The organism is uncultured Actinomyces sp. (genome assembly GCF_963526355.1).
Classification (GTDB): Bacteria; Actinomycetota; Actinomycetes; order Actinomycetales; family Actinomycetaceae; genus Actinomyces.
The window spans coordinates 18,263-33,991 of record NZ_CAUROW010000022.1; the positions used below are offsets into that span (position 1 = coordinate 18,263).

At 67.8% G+C, this 15,729-nt stretch carries 13 protein-coding genes; 8 read left to right on the plus strand and 5 right to left on the minus strand.

Annotation, left to right across the window (positions count from 1 at the left end; all coding sequences use genetic code 11):
• The first annotated feature begins 31 nt into the window (after window positions 1–31).
• Window positions 32–709 carry a uracil-DNA glycosylase gene (locus tag RWR81_RS06765; protein WP_314456166.1) on the plus strand — a complete coding sequence of 226 codons (678 nt, stop codon included), beginning with the start codon at window positions 32–34 and terminating at the stop codon, window positions 707–709.
• A gap of 201 nt (window positions 710–910) precedes the next feature.
• Here RWR81_RS06765 and RWR81_RS06770 read toward each other — a convergent pair whose 3' ends face one another.
• Window positions 911–1,324, minus strand: a complete 414-nt coding sequence (locus RWR81_RS06770) for a transcriptional accessory protein (protein ID WP_314456167.1) — start codon at window positions 1,322–1,324, stop codon at window positions 911–913.
• 198 nt (window positions 1,325–1,522) lie between these two features.
• Here RWR81_RS06770 and ispF point away from each other — a divergent pair, with 198 nt between their 5' ends.
• The 4 genes from ispF (at window position 1,523) to RWR81_RS06790 (ending at window position 6,471) form a co-directional block, all read left to right on the plus strand.
• Window positions 1,523–2,173 (plus strand): 2-C-methyl-D-erythritol 2,4-cyclodiphosphate synthase, encoded by a 651-nt coding sequence (gene ispF / locus RWR81_RS06775; RefSeq protein ID WP_314456169.1) that lies wholly within the window; start codon window positions 1,523–1,525, stop codon window positions 2,171–2,173.
• A 187-nt stretch (window positions 2,174–2,360) separates the two neighbouring features.
• Entirely contained in the window at window positions 2,361–4,001 is a 1,641-nt protein-coding gene (cysS, locus tag RWR81_RS06780) for a cysteine--tRNA ligase (RefSeq protein ID WP_314456170.1), read from the plus strand.
• Between the two features lie 95 nt (window positions 4,002–4,096).
• A complete protein-coding gene (rlmB, locus tag RWR81_RS06785; RefSeq protein ID WP_314456172.1) occupies window positions 4,097–5,098 on the plus strand; it encodes a 23S rRNA (guanosine(2251)-2'-O)-methyltransferase RlmB in 1,002 nt (333 codons plus the stop codon).
• Window positions 5,099–5,229: 131 nt separating this feature from the next.
• Window positions 5,230–6,471 (plus strand): hypothetical protein, encoded by a 1,242-nt coding sequence (locus RWR81_RS06790; protein ID WP_314456174.1) that lies wholly within the window; start codon window positions 5,230–5,232, stop codon window positions 6,469–6,471.
• A 26-nt stretch (window positions 6,472–6,497) separates the two neighbouring features.
• Here the strand turns inward: RWR81_RS06790 and RWR81_RS06795 are convergent, their stop codons facing one another.
• Window positions 6,498–7,046, minus strand: coding sequence for a TetR family transcriptional regulator (locus RWR81_RS06795; RefSeq protein WP_314456176.1), 549 nt, complete (start codon window positions 7,044–7,046; stop codon window positions 6,498–6,500).
• Between the two features lie 109 nt (window positions 7,047–7,155).
• Here RWR81_RS06795 and RWR81_RS06800 point away from each other — a divergent pair, with 109 nt between their 5' ends.
• On the plus strand, window positions 7,156–7,896 hold the full coding sequence (locus RWR81_RS06800; protein WP_314456178.1) for an NADH(P)-binding protein: 741 nt from the start codon (window positions 7,156–7,158) through the stop codon (window positions 7,894–7,896).
• A gap of 334 nt (window positions 7,897–8,230) precedes the next feature.
• On the opposite strand, the gene RWR81_RS06805 is transcribed toward RWR81_RS06800, so the two are convergent.
• From RWR81_RS06805 to RWR81_RS06815, 3 genes are all read right to left on the minus strand, one after another.
• Window positions 8,231–8,707, minus strand: a complete 477-nt coding sequence (locus RWR81_RS06805) for a hypothetical protein (RefSeq protein ID WP_314456180.1) — start codon at window positions 8,705–8,707, stop codon at window positions 8,231–8,233.
• A gap of 112 nt (window positions 8,708–8,819) precedes the next feature.
• Complete coding sequence (locus RWR81_RS06810; protein WP_314456182.1) at window positions 8,820–10,193, minus strand: DUF4032 domain-containing protein; 1,374 nt, start codon at window positions 10,191–10,193, stop codon at window positions 8,820–8,822.
• Between the two features lie 250 nt (window positions 10,194–10,443).
• Window positions 10,444–11,571, minus strand: coding sequence for an ABC transporter ATP-binding protein (locus RWR81_RS06815; protein WP_075248834.1), 1,128 nt, complete (start codon window positions 11,569–11,571; stop codon window positions 10,444–10,446).
• Window positions 11,572–12,031: 460 nt separating this feature from the next.
• On the opposite strand from RWR81_RS06815, the gene RWR81_RS06820 reads away from it, so the two are divergent.
• Window positions 12,032–14,113, plus strand: coding sequence for a protein kinase domain-containing protein (locus RWR81_RS06820; RefSeq protein ID WP_314456184.1), 2,082 nt, complete (start codon window positions 12,032–12,034; stop codon window positions 14,111–14,113).
• A gap of 487 nt (window positions 14,114–14,600) precedes the next feature.
• A complete protein-coding gene (locus RWR81_RS06825; protein WP_314456186.1) occupies window positions 14,601–15,545 on the plus strand; it encodes a thioredoxin domain-containing protein in 945 nt (314 codons plus the stop codon).
• Window positions 15,546–15,729: the final 184 nt, after the last annotated feature.

Consider the following 15,729-nt stretch of genomic DNA (forward strand, 5'->3'; position numbering starts at 1 on the left):
GACGACGGTGACGGGCCGTTAGGCTCGCGGCGTGACGACCGCCAAGCCTCTGCACGAGCTCATTGACCCCTCCTGGGCACGCGCCCTGGCACCCGTGGAGCCCACGATCCACGAGATCGGTGAGAGACTGCGCCAGGAGGTGGCCTCAGGCGCCGGTTACCTCCCAGCGGGAACGGACGTGCTGCGCGCCTTCACCTACCCGATGGACGACGTGCGCGTCCTCATCGTCGGCCAGGACCCCTACCCCACTCCGGGCCATCCCATGGGGCTGAGCTTCTCGGTGGCGCCCGGCGTGCGGCCACCGCGCAGCCTGGAGAACATCTTCCGCGAACTGGTCAGCGATCTGGGCGTGCCCCAACCGACGTCGGGGGACCTCACGCCGTGGTGCAGGCAGGGCGTCATGCTGCTCAACCGGGTCCTCACAGTTCGCCCCGGAGCGCCGGCATCGCACAAGGGATGGGGCTGGGAGAGGGTGACGCAGTGCGCCATCGAGGCGCTGGTTCAGCGCGGCGGCCCACTCGTGGCGATCCTGTGGGGGCGGCCGGCACAGTCCCTGACACCCATGCTGGGTCAGACGCCGATCATCGCCTCGCCGCACCCGTCCCCACTGTCCGCCTCGCGCGGGTTCTTCGGCTCACGTCCCTTCAGCCGCACCAACACGATCCTCTCTGACATGGGGGCCTCCCCGGTGGACTGGCGCCTGCCCTGAGGGCGGGCCGGGCCTCAACGTCCTCCAAGGCCTGTTTCGAAAGCCTGTCATTCGACTGCATCCAGGAGCTCGTGGACGCACCTCTGGGCCCATGGAGCACCCCGTGAGGTCAGCAGTCGAGGCCTGGGGCACGTTCGCGACGACCTGGAGTACCCCGGCCCCGTGGCAGTGCGGGTCAGTGCGGGTCTCGGGATCGGCCGCTCAGCCGGCGAAGGGGGAGTAGAGCACCGACACCAGCCCACTCACCCCTTCGATCAGACCGATCCAGTGGATGGGGATGAAGAAGAGTGTGTGGATGTTGCGCCTGGCCCGCTCCATGTCGCGCACCTGGTTCTCGACGACCTGCTCGATCTGAGCAGCGGCCTCTTCCTCGGAGGACGGTGCCGGAGCCCCGGGGGACATCTGGAAGGCGCCGTTCGCCACTCGCTCCCACATCTCGGCCCGCAGCTGGTTGCGAAGCTTTTCGACCTCCTGGGCCGGGCGGGTCAGGTTCAGCCACCGCCCGAGGAAGAAGTTGGCCACTCCCGAGATCAGGAGCCCTATCCCGGGACCCAACGTCGACGCCGTCTCACCGCGCCCCATCAAGGCCTCCAGTGGGAGTATGGCCCCAGCCATACCCGCCGCCGTGACTAAGATTGCCAGAATGCCCCAACCACGCCATACAATCATGGCGACAATATAGAGGATCCCTACAATCGGAAAGCATCTGTCTTGGGGAAGGACAACTGTGACTCCCCCCTCACACCGATTGCCGTCGCGGAGTACTCCACCAGTCCCGGGGCCCACCCGCTGACATCTGGTAGACACGATTCCATGCCCGACAACCAGCCAGATCAGCCGCTTCAGCCCACATCCGGCGACAACGCATCCGCCGAGCCCGTCCCACCGCGTCCCCGAGCCCGCCACGCCGCCGGCCCGGCCACGATCGAGCTGGACAGGATCGCCCAGTTCCTGCCCCGTACCGGAATCGGCACTGACGTCCACGCCTTCGCCGCCCCCGACCTGGACGGTTCCGCAGCCCCTATGCACCTGGCCTGCCTGGAGTGGCCCGGTGAGGCGGGTCTGGCCGGCCACTCCGACGGCGACGTCGTCGCCCACGCCTGCTGCGACGCCCTGTTCTCCGCCGCCGGGCTGGGCGACCTGGGCTCGAACTTCGGTACCGCCGAGCCGCAGTGGAAGGGAGCCTCCGGGGCGACGCTCCTGAGTGAGGCCGCCCGCCGCGTGCGCGAGGCGGGCTTCGAGATCGGCAACATCGCCGTCCAGCTCGTGGGTGAGCGCCCACGCGTGGCCGCACGCACCGCCGAGGCCTCTCAGGCCCTGTCCAGGGCGGCGACAGCCCGGGTCTCCTTCTCCGCAACCACCACCGATCACCTGGGCTTCCTGGGGCGCACCGAAGGCCTGCTCGCCGTCGCCACCGCTCTGATCTATCCGGTACCCGACGCCGTCCACGCGGTCGTACCTTAAGGCGCGTGTTCGTACCCACAACCCCAACGCGAGTCCTCAGGTACGAACGCGACGTCGGCGACCGGCGAGAACCGACCTCCGCCCGAACAGATGCGACAGGACCTGAAACCAGAGCCCGGCCGCGACCCTCGGAAAAAGCCCTGGTCCCAGTGGACACCGGTGGCGGGCGGGCAGGTAGCCTGTGCCCGTGAGCACCGCATCCACTGAGCCCACTCGGTCCGCTGAGCCCGCTGAGCCCGCTGCGTCCATCCCGTCAGCGGGTGCGGCCGAGCCGGCCCTGCGCCTGTACGACTCCGCCGCACGCGCAGTCGTGCCGCTGGCCCCCACAGCCGCCCCCGGCCTGGTGACGATCTACCTGTGTGGTGCCACCGTCCAGGGCTCACCCCACATCGGCCACATGCGCAGCGGCATCGCCTTCGACGTCCTGCGCCGCTGGCTGGAGCGCGGAGGCCAGGAAGTCCGCCTCATCCGCAACGTCACGGACATCGACGACAAGATCCTCAGCAAGTCGGCCGCCGCCGAGCCTCCGGTGCCGTGGTGGGCCTGGGCCCAGCGCTTCGAGCGGGAGTTCGACGCCGCCTACCGCGCCCTGGGCGTGGCCGCCCCCACCTATGAGCCGCGCGCCACCGGCCACATCCCCGAGATGGTCGACCTGGTCCAGCGCCTGCTGGACGCCGGCCACGCCTACATCGGCGAGTCCGGCAACGTCTACTACGACGTGCGCTCCCTGCCCGACTACGGCTCGCTCACCAACCAGCGCCTGGAGGACCTGGCCACCACCGAGGACGAGTCCCAGCTGGACGACGACGTGGAGGCCGACAAGCGCGACCCGCGCGACTTCGCCCTGTGGAAGGCCGCCAAGCCCTCCGAGCCGGCAGACGCCACCTGGGACGCCCCTTGGGGCCGGGGTCGGCCCGGCTGGCACCTGGAGTGCTCGGCCATGTCGCGCCGCTACCTGGGTGAGACCTTCGACATCCACGGCGGCGGCATCGACCTGCGCTTCCCGCACCACGAGAACGAGCAGGCCCAGTCCCACGGCGCCGGCTGGGGCTTCGCGCGCCACTGGGTCCACAACGCCTGGGTGACCATCAAGGGCGAGAAGATGAGCAAGTCGCTGGGCAACTCCCTGGCGGTGGCCGAGCTGCTCAAGCGCTACGACGCCGCCGTGCTGCGCCTGGCCCTGGGCACTGTCCACCACCGCTCCACCGTGGAGTTCTCCGAGGAGACCCTGGCCGACGCCGACGCCCTGTGGGAGCGCCTGTCCGGCGCGATCCTGCGGGCCTACGAGTTCTCCGACGACGAAGGGCTGAACCCCGTCGACGCCCCGGCCGAGCAGGTGCGCGCCCGGGCCCTGCCGGCCGAGTTCACGGCCGCCATGGATGAGGACCTCAACCTGGCCGGCACCATGGCGGTCGTCCACGCCACCCTCAAGGCCCTTAATGTCGCATTGTCTCGAGTCGACGCCGTCGACAAGGAGATCCGGAGGGGAGAGGTCAAGCCTCTCGGAGAGACGCACGTGGCAGCGGGCCGGAATCTAGGAGATACCGTCACCGGCCTGGCCCTGGATCTGCGCGCCCAGCTCGACGTCCTCGGCCTGGACCCGCTGGCCGAGCCCTGGCGCTCCCATCTCCTCGGCGGCGTCAGCTCCTCCGGGAATCGGAATGACACGGAGATTCTCAACAGGCTTCTCGATATGGAACGCAGTGAGCGGGACGAGCTCCGCGCCGCCAAGGACTGGCCACGCGCAGACGCTCAGCGGAATAAACTCGCGCGGGCCGGCATCGGCGTCGAGGACACCCCCTCCGGCTCCCGTATGCGCAGGCTCTGACCTCGTCGTTGCACAGGCCTCCTGAAACTCGGGAGGAGTCGAGACCTGTCCCATCGCCTCAACCGCCCATTACCGTTACGAACAGGAGGCTCCGGATGCCCGGCAACGAGCAGTATCCCGGCGCCAAGCGCCGCCCCGGCTCGAAGAAGGGCCCTACGAAGGGCTCCGGCGGCCAGCGCCGCAAGGGCCTGGAGGGCAAGGGCCCCACCCCGCGCGCGGAGAACCGCGTCGGTCACCCCAAGGCGAGAGCGAAGGCCCGTGCCGAGGCCCGGGCCGCCCAGCCCACCCGGGCCAAGCAGCTCGAGAAGCTCAAGCGCCGCTTCGACGTGCCCGAGGGCTACGAGATCCTGTGCGGACGCAACGCCGTCGCCGAGGCCGCCTATGCCTCGGTGCCCATCTCGAGGGTCTTCATGGCGGTCTCCGCCCAGTCCGACGAGCGCCTGGGCGCCATCGTGCGCCGCGCCGCCCTGCTGGGCGCCCCGGTACTGGAGACCACCAAGCTGGACCTGGACGCCCTGACCGACTCCGCCACCCACCAGGGCGTGGCCATCGAGGTACCCACCTACGAGTACACCACCGCCCGCGACCTGCTCGAGCGCTCCCGCTCGCTGGGCCACACGCCGCTGCTCGTGGCCCTGGACCAGGTGACCGACCCCCACAACCTCGGCGCGGTCCTGCGCAGCGCCGGGGCCTTCGGAGCCGACGGCGTCATCATCCCCGAGCGCCGCGCAGTGGGCGTCAACGCCACCGTCTGGAAGGTCTCGGCCGGCGCCGCCGCCCGAGTGCGCGTGGCTCGCGAGACGAACCTCGTACGCGCCCTGGAGCAGCTGAAGAAGGAGGGCTGCTTCGTCGTCGGCCTTGACGGCTCAGGCAGCACCGACATCGAGGACCTCACCCTGGCCGACTCCCCCCTGGTGCTGGTCACCGGCGCGGAGGGCACGGGTCTGTCCCGCCTGGTACGCGAGACCTGCGACGTGCTGGCCTCGGTGCCGATCAGCAGCAGCGTGGAGTCCCTCAACGCCGCCGTGGCCACGGGTATCAGCCTCTACGAGGTCGACCGCCGGCGGCGCCGGGCCGCCGGCGGCAGCAGCACCTGACCCAGTCGGTCCGCCGCCTCGTCCAATCCGGACGATCCGACTGATCCGGCCGCAAGCCACCCGGCTTACACTTCCCCATGAAGGCTCCGTTGCTGACACAATGGGCCGCATCCGATCCACAGGAGGTCCCCATGGCCCAGGACGCTTCACAGCGCTGGAACCGCACCGACGGCGTACTCATCGCGCCGGGCACGACGCCGGAGGCTGTCGCCGACGCCTTCGCCGCGCGCGGGGTGGTCGTGCGCCTGGAGTGGTTCCCGGCCACCATCCACCTACTCAGCCTCACCCTCATGACCGACGTCGAGGGCCGGGTCGCGGTGACGCCGCCCTCGCGCGGGGGAGTTGTGCCCGGTCCGCGCATCAGCGAGCTCGTGGAGTCCCTCGCCCAGGAGTTCACCGCCGACGTCGCGGTGGGCCCGGCCGCCTTCAACGCCCTTCCCGACGACGTCGAGCTGCCCACGATCTCCCACCACGGCTCGGCCAGCGCCCGCACCGTGGTGGTCTCCCCGATGAGCGCCTACATGGTGCCCCTGCAGGCCACGCTGCTGGAGCGTCCACTGGCAGTGGCCTCCGCGCCGGCTCTGGAGCGCCGCATCGTCATGTACTCCGGTGAGGGCTCGGACCTGGGCTCCTTCGGCTGGGACGAGGAGTCCTTACCGGCTCTGGTGCTGACCGCCGACGCCGAGGACCTGTCGATCCGTGCCATCCCCACCGGGGATCCGGAGGATGACGCCGTCTTCTCCTGGGGTATGACGTCGCGCTACGTCTGGGGCGGGGTCAAGGAGCCCGGACCTGCTCTGAGGTCCCTGGTGGACGAGCTCCTGGCGGACCTCACCGATGCCTCCGGGATCGTCGACGCCGTCCCGGGAGCCGATCTGGAGGCCGCAACCGCAGCCATCGTCCGGCCCGGCATCGACGGATTCGCCGCCATGTTGGAGGCCCTGGGACTTCCCGACTGGGTGCTGGAGGTTCTCACCGGCCGTCTGGCCCCGGTGGAGGTCCCCGGCGTCGTCGTGCACGAGCCGCGCGGGCTGTCCAATGCCGTGGGCCGCAGCGTGGGCCTGCTGCTGGCCGACCCCACCACCCCGGGTTCGGCCTTCTGGCAGGGCTACGTGCGCACTGTGACGGACAAACCATGGATGGTGCGGGGCGCGGCGCTCATGGAGGCCGGTTTGGGTGGTGTGCTCCTGGGAGCCGCCGTGCGCCGTCGCCGCTCGACCGGGCACCTCCCGGGCGGGATGGCGGCCGTGGGCGCCTTCCTGCTGGTGGATGCCATCACCGAGGTCTCCCTGGCCTCCTGGACGCGCCACCGTGAGCTGCGCCGCCGCGCCGACGAGGAGATGGCCTTGGTCGCCGAGGAACTCGGCGCCTAGAAGCGTCACGCCGCAGAGCGGGTCGGTCAGCCAATCCCCTCGAGGTAGGCCCTCAGCACCTTGCGGACGTCCACGGGTGCCGCCTTGGCCGCCTGGTACATGAGCAGGGCGTCCACCAGCCCCACCAGGTCGGGAGCGTGAGCAGAGGCCTGGTCGACACCCGCGGCAACGAGTATCCGCTCGGCCAGATGCGTCAGAGGCCGTCTGACCGGCGCTTCCGCTGTGAGCAGCTCCCAGAGCCCGACGTCGTCGCGCAGCTCGAACAGCAAAGCCCCACGCGCGGCCTGGGCGTCCGCACGCCGCGCCATATGCTCCAGGATGCCGACGACGATCTCGGCGGCCTCCTGCCGGCTGACGGACGCGGGGATCTCAAGGTCATTGATGTCAGCCTGTGAGCCCTCGGAGAGACGGTTGACCACGAGCGCCAGCAGGTCACGGCGAGTCCGGGCGTAGTAGGAGGTCGACCCGCGGGGCAGTCCCGCCTCCGTGTCGACCTGCAGATGAGTGAGGGCATGCACCCCGTCACGGGCGATGAGCCCGACCCCGGCGTCACCAATTTGCTCCTTGCGCCCCATCGTACCTGCTCCTTGCCTTCCAATCGTAGGAATCTCTATAATCATAGAGCACTCTACGATCGTAGAGGATTGTATATAGACCAAGCAGAGACATGCGGAGGAGATCACGGTGAAGGTGGCAGTTGTCGGAGCGGGCGACTCAGGGGTTGCCATCAAGCGAGCCCTGCAGGCAACCGGGGCGCAGGTGACGCTGTACTCGCGCCGCACTGGCTTCGACGTCCTGCGCGACGACGGGGCTGCCGCACTGTCCGGCGCGAACGTCATCGTGGAGGCCACCGGGCTGTTCACCACGAGTAAAAGGGTGGCCACCGAGTTCTTCACACGCTCGACCCGCGCCGTGTCGGCAGCCGCGAACGCCCTGGACGCCAGGCACGTGCTGCTGTCGATCGTCAACTGCGACCTTCCGGAGGTGCAGGGCTACGGCTACTTCGCGGGCAAGTGCGCGCAGGAGCGGCTTGCTCGCGAGTCGAGCAAGCGCATGTCACTGGTTCGCTCGACCCAATGGTTCGAGTTCGCCGAGCAGAACATGGAGCGCATGCGCCATGGCCCCTTCTCACTCGTTCCCTCGATGAGGATGCGGCCGGTCAGCCTCGACACCGTCGCCGAGACGGTGGCCCGGGCAGCCCTGAGCGAGACCGAAGGCCAGACCTACCAGATCGCAGGACGGGAGATCATGACGCTGTGGAAGATGACCACACAGCTGCCGAACCTCATTGCGAAGCCGGTTCCTCTGGTGGTTCCCACCGGGTGGGGACTCGCCTTCCGCCGCGGTGCACTGGTTCCCGGCGACGACGTCCCCGCAGCGGGTCCCACCTACGCGCAGTGGCTGCAAGAACGGCGCCGCCTCTAGCCGACAGGATCGACGGTGGAGGCAGGCACACTCACCCTGGCGGGCTCGACGTGTACTGCGCACCGTTAGGCTATTGCCCCGGAGGATGAAGGCCCGGTAGATCACCGGCACCACCTGGGCGGGATGGCGGCCGTAGGCGCCTTCCCTACTGCTGGATGCCATCACCGAGGTCTCCCTGGCCTCCTGGAGGCGCCACTGTGAGCTGCGCCGCCGCGCCGACGAGGAGATGGCTTTGGTCGCCGAGGAACTCGGCGCCTGAGAACGTGCCACCGGGGACATTTCTATACGGCCGGGGACACCTCGCACGTAAGTCGCGGGTGTGTCCGGCAGCCGGTCATGGCGGTCCCAGCGTGCTCAGGAACCAGAACAACAGCGCTATGGGGATGGCCGTTAAGATCATCATGCCAAGAATGACGGTGAACATGACCTTCATGGTGGACAGATCCCTCCGCTCGGTGGGCGAGAACCCGTCGAGCCTCTGGAATGTCAACGATCCCAGGTTGTTTTTGAAACGGGAGGCCCGGTAGAACACCGGCACCACCTGGCCGGGATACACCACGAAATCGAGTTGTGGCTTCGGGGTGATGAAGGAGAGGGTGAGGACCTGCACGACGACCCGCACCGGCCCCGGCGGTACCGCGATCCTCACGGACTGGCCCGCCGACAGACGCATCTGACCGTCGTTGATCGAGAACGACAAGGTATTTCCCCAGATGAAGGTGACGGAGGGGTCGTAGTACAGGTCAATGAAGGCGCTGTTCTCCGGCGTCACCCCGGGCAGGGCCTGGAATGCGGGCACGTCCTCGCTCATGTCCCCTTCACGGCCCTTCTTCATCGCCTCAGCTGATCGAGATCAGACTATCAACCGGGCGGACACCAGCGGCACCGACGACGCCGTCGCACCGCGCAGTCTGCGGCGCGCCCTACTCCCCCTTGAACTTCATGCCGGCAGTGAAGCCGAAGGGGTTGGCGGCGTAGTCGGCCAGGGTCTGCTCGTCGCGGGCGGCGAACTCGGCGTCGTCCTCGGGCAGCGGCTCCTCGACGTCGTCGACGGCGATAGCCTCCATCTCCTGGGTGTCCCCGACTCCGAGGTAGGCACGCTCGTCACGGTGCTGAGGCAGCACCGTGGCCACGTAGTCGTCCACTGCTTCCTGGGTGGTGACGTAGCGATCCTGGGCCTCGGACATGTACCAGCGGTGCTCGAGGATCTCGTGGAAGATCTCCGCGGGCTCGAGCTTGCGGCGCATCTCGACGGGGACCGAGTGAATGGTGGGCTCGAAGACCTCCGCCAGCCAGGCATGGGCCACGAGCTCGATGGGGTCGTCGCTGCGCCCGGACATGGCCCGGTAGGCCTCCAGGTCGTTGAGCATACGCTGGCCCTGGCGCTCCTGGACGTCCAGGCCGGTCAGCCTCATCACCTGCCGATGGTAGTGGCCGGCGTCGACGACCTTGGGCTGGATGGTGATGTGGTTGTCCTGAGAGTCCGTGTCCATGGTCAGTTCGGCGACGTCGTAGCCCAACTCGTTGAGCTTCTGGACGCGACGACGCAGGCGCCAGCGCTCGTCCATGGAGAAGGACTCCTCGGCGGTGAGGACGTCCCACAACTCGGTGTAGCGGCTGACGATCCGGTCTCCAACCTCGATGGTGTCCACGCTCGGCTCCAGCAGGGCGCCGGCCTGCAGGTCCATGAGCTCACCGATGATGTTGGTGCGCGCCACGTCGATGTCGTAGAGGCGCTTGCCGTCGGTGAGCCCCTCAAGGTGGAGCTCGCCGGTCTCGGCGTCTACGAGGTAGGCGGCGAAGGCACCGGCATCGCGCCGGAAGAGGGTGTTGGAGAGCGACACGTCCCCCCAGTAGAAACCCAGCAGGTGCAGGCGCACCAGCAGCACGGCGAGCGCGTCGATGAGACGCGTGGCGGTCTCGGGGCGCATGTACTGGCTGAACAGGGCCCGGTAGGGCAGGGAGTAGGACAGGTGCTCGGTGATGAGCACCGAGTTGAGCTCCTCTCCACTGACGCTGCGCCGACCGGTGATGACCGCCGTCGGCTGCACGCAGGGCGCCCCCAGCCGGACCAGGTCACGCAGGAGCTCGTACTCGCGGTGCGCCACGGTCTCACCGATCTCCTTGACCGCGATGACACGCTCGGAGAGGTTGACGAAACGCACGATGTGGCGGGACAGACCACGGGGCAGTGCAGCAAGGACCTCGGTGGGCCACTCCTCCAGGGCGGTCTCCCAGGGGAGGTCGAGCAGCGCCGGATCAATCGTCGCTGCCGTGATCTTCATGGACTGGGGCATGATGTCATTCTTTCAGGCCAGCGCCCTCTTCGCCTTTCAAAGTGTGAGTAGCGGCCCACACCTTCAAAGCCGTCGAGAACGATCCGGTTCTCACCGCGCGGCAGACGTTCGCGGTCCGGTATTCTCACGACGCTGCGCCGCCGCCCTCCGGCCCGCCAGATCACTCCGGCCGGCGCGACTCAGCCCCGCCTCGGCAAGCACGACGGCGCCGCCCCGGGAACGGGGAACGGCGCCGTCGTCGTCAGCATCCTCAGGCAGGCAGGCGCTTGCCGGTGGAGGCGGAGAAGATGTGCTCCTGACCGGGGCGAATCCGCACGTAGACGGTCTCACCAGGCTCGGGGGCGGTACGCGGGGGCACGCGCACGATGATCTGGCTGGAGTCCTCACCGGAGCCGAGCTTGGCCTCGGAGTCCTCGGCACCGACGAGCTCGCCGTAGATGTAGGCGTCGGAACCCAGCTCCTCGACGAAGGACAGGCGCACCGGGATGGAGTGCTCGTCCTGGGCGGAGACGACGTCGAGAGACTCGGGCCGGAACCCGATGGTCACCTTGCCGCCGTCCTCGGGGGTGATGGCGTCCAGGGTCGCCTTGGACAGCTGGATCTTGGCGGCGCCGACGGTGGCGACGTCGCCCTTGACCGTGAACTGTCCCAGGTTCATGGCCGGCGAGCCGATGAAGCCGGCAACGAACTCGTTGGCGGGGTGGTCGTACATCTCACGCGGGGTGCCGACCTGCTGGAGCACGCCGTCCTTGAGGACCGCGATGCGGTCGCCCATGGTGAGGGCCTCGGTCTGGTCGTGGGTGACGTAGACCGTGGTGACACCCAGCGAGCGCTGGAGCGAGGCGATCTGGGTGCGGGTCTGGACCCTGAGCTTGGCATCCAGGTTGGACAGCGGCTCATCCATGAGGAAGACCTTGGGCTTGCGCACAATGGCGCGCCCCATGGCCACGCGCTGACGCTGACCGCCGGAGAGAGCCTTGGGCTTGCGGTCCAGGTACTCGGTCAGCCCCAGGATCTTGGCGGCCTCGCGCACGCGCTTGTCGATCTCGGCCTTGGGGGTGCCCGCGATCTTCAGGGCGAAGCCCATGTTGTCGTGGACGGTCATGTGCGGGTAGAGCGCGTAGTTCTGGAAGACCATGGCGATGTCACGGTCCTTGGGCTGAACGTCGGTGACGTCGCGGTCACCAATGAGGATGCGACCGGCGTTGACGTCCTCCAGGCCAGCGAGCATGCGCAGGGAGGTGGACTTACCGCAGCCGGAGGGGCCAACAAGCACGAGGAACTCGCCATCGGCGATCTCGAGATTGAGAGCGTCGACACTGGGGCGGTCATTGCCCGGGTAAATCCGTGTGGCGTTCTCGAAAGTAACAGTTGCCATGGGTGGTGCTTCCCTTCACCGGCAGGTACGTGCCGGACGATCCGTCGTGAAAGGTGCCGATGCGTGTCCGCATTGACACGTGCCGCGGTCAGCCGTTCGACCGTGGACGGGCTTATCTTGACATAGGTTCCTCACTTTGACCAGCAGTTCACAGTATTCTTTCAGGGTGTTCCTTTTCGGCGATGGCGACGAAAGTCCGCCATCGGCTCAGTGAATCCTCGCCGAGGCCCGGCCGGACGGTCGGCGACGCCCCGCCTCCTCCGCATGTTCCAACGCTTCCACAATCGACGGCTCGACAGGTGTAGCCCTCCCCATGACCGCCGGCGGCATCGAGTCCACCCACCCGCCGGCGATCGGCTCCAGCATGAGATTTTCTCCCGGGATCCGACCCGCATTCGGGCGAACAGCCCCACAGTCGGGCTGCCCCCACGAGCCGAGACGGCCCGGTACTGTGGGAGTCATGACGCAGAACATCGACGCGCACCCGGGCGAGCCGGTCACCCTGAGCAAGTTGCGCGCCGGCACCCTGATAGGGGGGTATCGGCTTCTGCGTCGCCTGGGCGCCGGAGGAATGGGCGTGGTGTGGGAGGCCACCGATGAGGGCGGCCGCCACGTGGCCATGAAGATCCTTCACCCCCAGATCGCCGCGGACCCCACGGCCCGGCGCCGCCTGGATCGCGAGGCGAGTGTCCTGGCCCGGGTCAGGGACACGCGCGTGGCTCGCATCCTGGACATCGAGACCGGGGACGGCTCCCTGGGCGTCACCTTCGTCATCACCGAGCTCGTGGAGGGACCCACCCTTCAGTATGAGGTGGAGCACGAGGGCGTCTACGACCTCACCACAGACGCCCGCGACCTGGCCGACCTGGCTCACGGGCTGGTCGACTCGCTGCGCGCAGTGCATTCCGCCGGCGTCATTCACCGGGATCTCAAGCCCTCCAATGTCATGCTCAGTGCTCAGGGCCCGGTTCTCATCGACTTCGGTATCGCCCAGGTGGCCGACGACGTCCGGCTGACCCAGACCGGCCAGGTCACCGGCACCCCGGGCTTCATTCCTCCGGAGATGCTCGACGGCGGGGAGCCGACCGCCGGCGTCGACTGGTACGCCTGCGCGGGCGTTCTTCTGTTCACCGTGACCGGGCTGGCGCCTTTCGGTTCGGGCGCGTGGCAGGTGGTCTTCAGGCGCGTCTACGCCGGCACCCCGGAGCTGGGCGACCTGGAGCAGGAGAACCCGGCGCTGGCGAGGGCCTTCACTGCGGCGCTCGCCCCGGACCCGGAGGACCGGCTGGGCCCGGACGGCCTGCTGGAGGTCCTCGATGAGATCGCCGAGGGCGGCACGGGGCAGGAGGCCGTTGATCGCCTCCTGGGGCCGGAGGGGGAGTCCGAGACCGGTTCCGACGAGTCGGAGTCGGGCAGGAGTATCGGCACTCTCGCACCGGGGTACGGCGCCGTATCGGGCTATGGCCTGTCTCCGAACTCCTCCCCCTCCGCTGGCAGCGCGGCCTCAGTCTCTTCAGCCGCATACGGCAGCTCGGCCTCCGCACCCTCAGGCGCCGAGAGCGGCTACGGCTACAGCGCGTCGTCGGCGCCGTCGGCGGCATCGGTCCAGCCCCCGCCCGCCATTCCTCCCAGATCGCGGTATCAGAACAGCGCCCCGGTGCCGACGGGGCCGGCACCGTCGATGCAGTACAGCATCGGGACACCCGCCCCTGCGACACCGTCGGGACCTTACCCACGGCCCGTACACTCTGGGCAGGTGCCGAGCTCGCCCTACTCGGGGTACCACCCGATGACTCCTCAACCCGGATATCCCCAGCCTGTTGCCCATCCGGCGGCCGTACCGGCCGGTGCGATGATGACGGGGCCGACGATGACCGGCGCTCAGCCCATTCAGACTCAGCGCCCCATTGCGTCCGCCGGTGCGGGCGACCTGCCCGAGTGGGCGAAGGAACCGGAGCGCCGTCCGCTGGTGCTGCTGGCCTTCGGGTTCGCCCTGTCCGCCGTGGGATGGGCTAGACCGGGATGGCTCGCCATTCTGGCCGCGGTTCTCACTGTGATCGCCGGAACTGTGGGACGGGCTCAGGACGCTCGACGCTGGAACCGGCTTCAGCGCGGCTCCGCCTTGCCGACCGACACCTCCCGCATGTGGGCGGCGACTCCGTGGTACCTGGTGCGGTCGTTGTTCTCTGTTGGTTTCGCTTTTCTGCTGGCTTTAGGCGTCGGACTCATTGTCATGTTGACCAGCTACTCGCTCGGCATCACCAATGAGAATTCCTCCGCTTTCGACTCAGTTTCCCTTGACAACCGCTTCGTGCTCACTATTTTCACAGTGAATGCCGCCTATCTCCTGACGCTGTGGCTGGCCCCTTGGGGAGCCGCGACTCGCCGGGGCGGCGCACATATTGTCAACAAACTCGTCTCCAGCACCCTTGCCAGAAGAGGTCTTGGGGTGGGTCTGGTCGTTGTCGGCATCATCACACTTCTGCTGTGTTTCGCCAAAGTTGTTCCGTTCCCCAATTTCTCTCCGTTCTTCGAATTTTAACCGTCACTGTTCGCGCATTGCCGCATGGGTGGCCGACCAGGATCCGGGACTCATGAGGGCACGGACGATTCTGCTTGCCGGCACACCGATAGGTCCGCATTGCCAATGCCGCGTAGAGCCGGCAAAGGCCTGTGAGGCGAGCCCGGAGGAAGAAGGGGAGGCCCGAAGCCGATGGCTCTACCGTGATGGGCCCTGATCTCCCGGGGCCGGCCAAGTCGGTGGGCGCGGATGTCTCGGTCTACCTGATCACCGAGCCTATGACGTGCGGCTTCAAGGGCGCACCGCAATGACATCAGCACCTCACCACATCATCACCCGCCCGCATGCCCGCCTCTCAACGACCGATGCGTCACAATCCGCCGGCGGCAAACGTCAGGCATGGTTTCGCACAGCATCGTCGGGCAGAATGACATCGCTACAGCCATGACTCATTCGACAATTCGTCTTCTTCGCCGTCCGCTCGCCACCGCACCACAAGGAGCACCGAGTGTCCACTAACCAGCCCCGCCCGTCCAAGGCCCAGCGCCGCGAGGCCGCACGTCTCAAGGCCAAGGAGCTGCGCGAGGCCGAGGCCCGCCGTGCACGTCGTAACACGATCGCCCGCCGCAGCTTCATCGGAGCCGCGGGAGTGGTCATGGCCGGAGGCTTCGGCTACCTGGGTTACCTGGCGGTCAAACGGAACAAGACGGAACTCCCCGAGGCCGGCAAGGGCCTGGCCACCAAGAAGGCGAACCAGGACGGAGTCCCCAAGCAGGTCCTTGAGGACGGCTCCTGGACCTACGGCGAGGGCGACAAACTCGACACCGTCACCTCCTCCGCCCCCGTCCTGGACATCTACTTCGACTACTCCTGCTCGCACTGCGCCCAGTTCGAGGGCATTCACACCCAGGAGATCAATCAGCTGCTGAGCGACAAGAAGATCACCCTGGTTCTCCACCCCTCCAAGATCCTCAACCAGCAGTGGACCAGCACAGTCATGAACGCCATGGGCGTAGTGCTCGACGAGGCTCCGGCCCAGTCGTTGAGCTTCCACGGCGCCGCCTTCGAGATCTTCTCCCAAGTGCTGGAGACCAAGAACCAGAGCCTCATGAGCGTGGACAGCCTGGTCGCCGCCGCCACCAAGGTGGGCGTCCCCAACGAGGTCTCCGCCAAGTTCAAGGCCGCCATCGACTCCGACAAGTACAAGAACTGGGTGAAGATCAGCGATGAGGCCTTCTCCAGCAGAGGCCTCGAAAGTACTCCGACCATCTTCTTCAAGGGGGAGAAGGCCGATCTGAAGAAGCTGCAGACACCGACATCTCTGACCGAGCTGGCCACCGGCACCACACCAACGGCGCAGCCCACCCAGCAGCCGGCCGAACAGTCCACCCAGCAGCCGGCCGAGCAGCCCGCTGAGCAGCAAGGGGCCGAGCAACAGGGCGAGCAGGGCTGACCACACACGGATCTCGCACAGTTCTTGTAGGGATTCCAGGACCCCGGAGTGGACTCGCTCTCTCCGGTTTCCCGCCTTGGGGCGGTCTGTGCCAGACTGTCCCCGCACCCGCGGCCACCCACCGGCCGTACGCCGCTTTAGCTCAGTTGGTAGAGCAGCTGTCTTGTAAACAGCAGGTCGTCGG

What these genes read in the sequence shown, in the direction of transcription:
- RWR81_RS06770 (WP_314456167.1), bottom strand. Translation starts at nt 1,324, where the DNA reads ATGGCTGGGGCCATACTCCCACTGGAGGCCTTGATGGGGCGCGGTGAG.
- ispF (WP_314456169.1), top strand. Translation starts at nt 1,523, where the DNA reads ATGCCCGACAACCAGCCAGATCAGCCGCTTCAGCCCACATCCGGCGAC.
- rlmB (WP_314456172.1), top strand. Translation starts at nt 4,097, where the DNA reads ATGCCCGGCAACGAGCAGTATCCCGGCGCCAAGCGCCGCCCCGGCTCG.
- RWR81_RS06790 (WP_314456174.1), top strand. Translation starts at nt 5,230, where the DNA reads ATGGCCCAGGACGCTTCACAGCGCTGGAACCGCACCGACGGCGTACTC.
- RWR81_RS06795 (WP_314456176.1), bottom strand. Translation starts at nt 7,046, where the DNA reads ATGGGGCGCAAGGAGCAAATTGGTGACGCCGGGGTCGGGCTCATCGCC.
- RWR81_RS06805 (WP_314456180.1), bottom strand. Translation starts at nt 8,707, where the DNA reads ATGAGCGAGGACGTGCCCGCATTCCAGGCCCTGCCCGGGGTGACGCCG.
- RWR81_RS06810 (WP_314456182.1), bottom strand. Translation starts at nt 10,193, where the DNA reads ATGCCCCAGTCCATGAAGATCACGGCAGCGACGATTGATCCGGCGCTG.
- RWR81_RS06815 (WP_075248834.1), bottom strand. Translation starts at nt 11,571, where the DNA reads ATGGCAACTGTTACTTTCGAGAACGCCACACGGATTTACCCGGGCAAT.
- RWR81_RS06820 (WP_314456184.1), top strand. Translation starts at nt 12,032, where the DNA reads ATGACGCAGAACATCGACGCGCACCCGGGCGAGCCGGTCACCCTGAGC.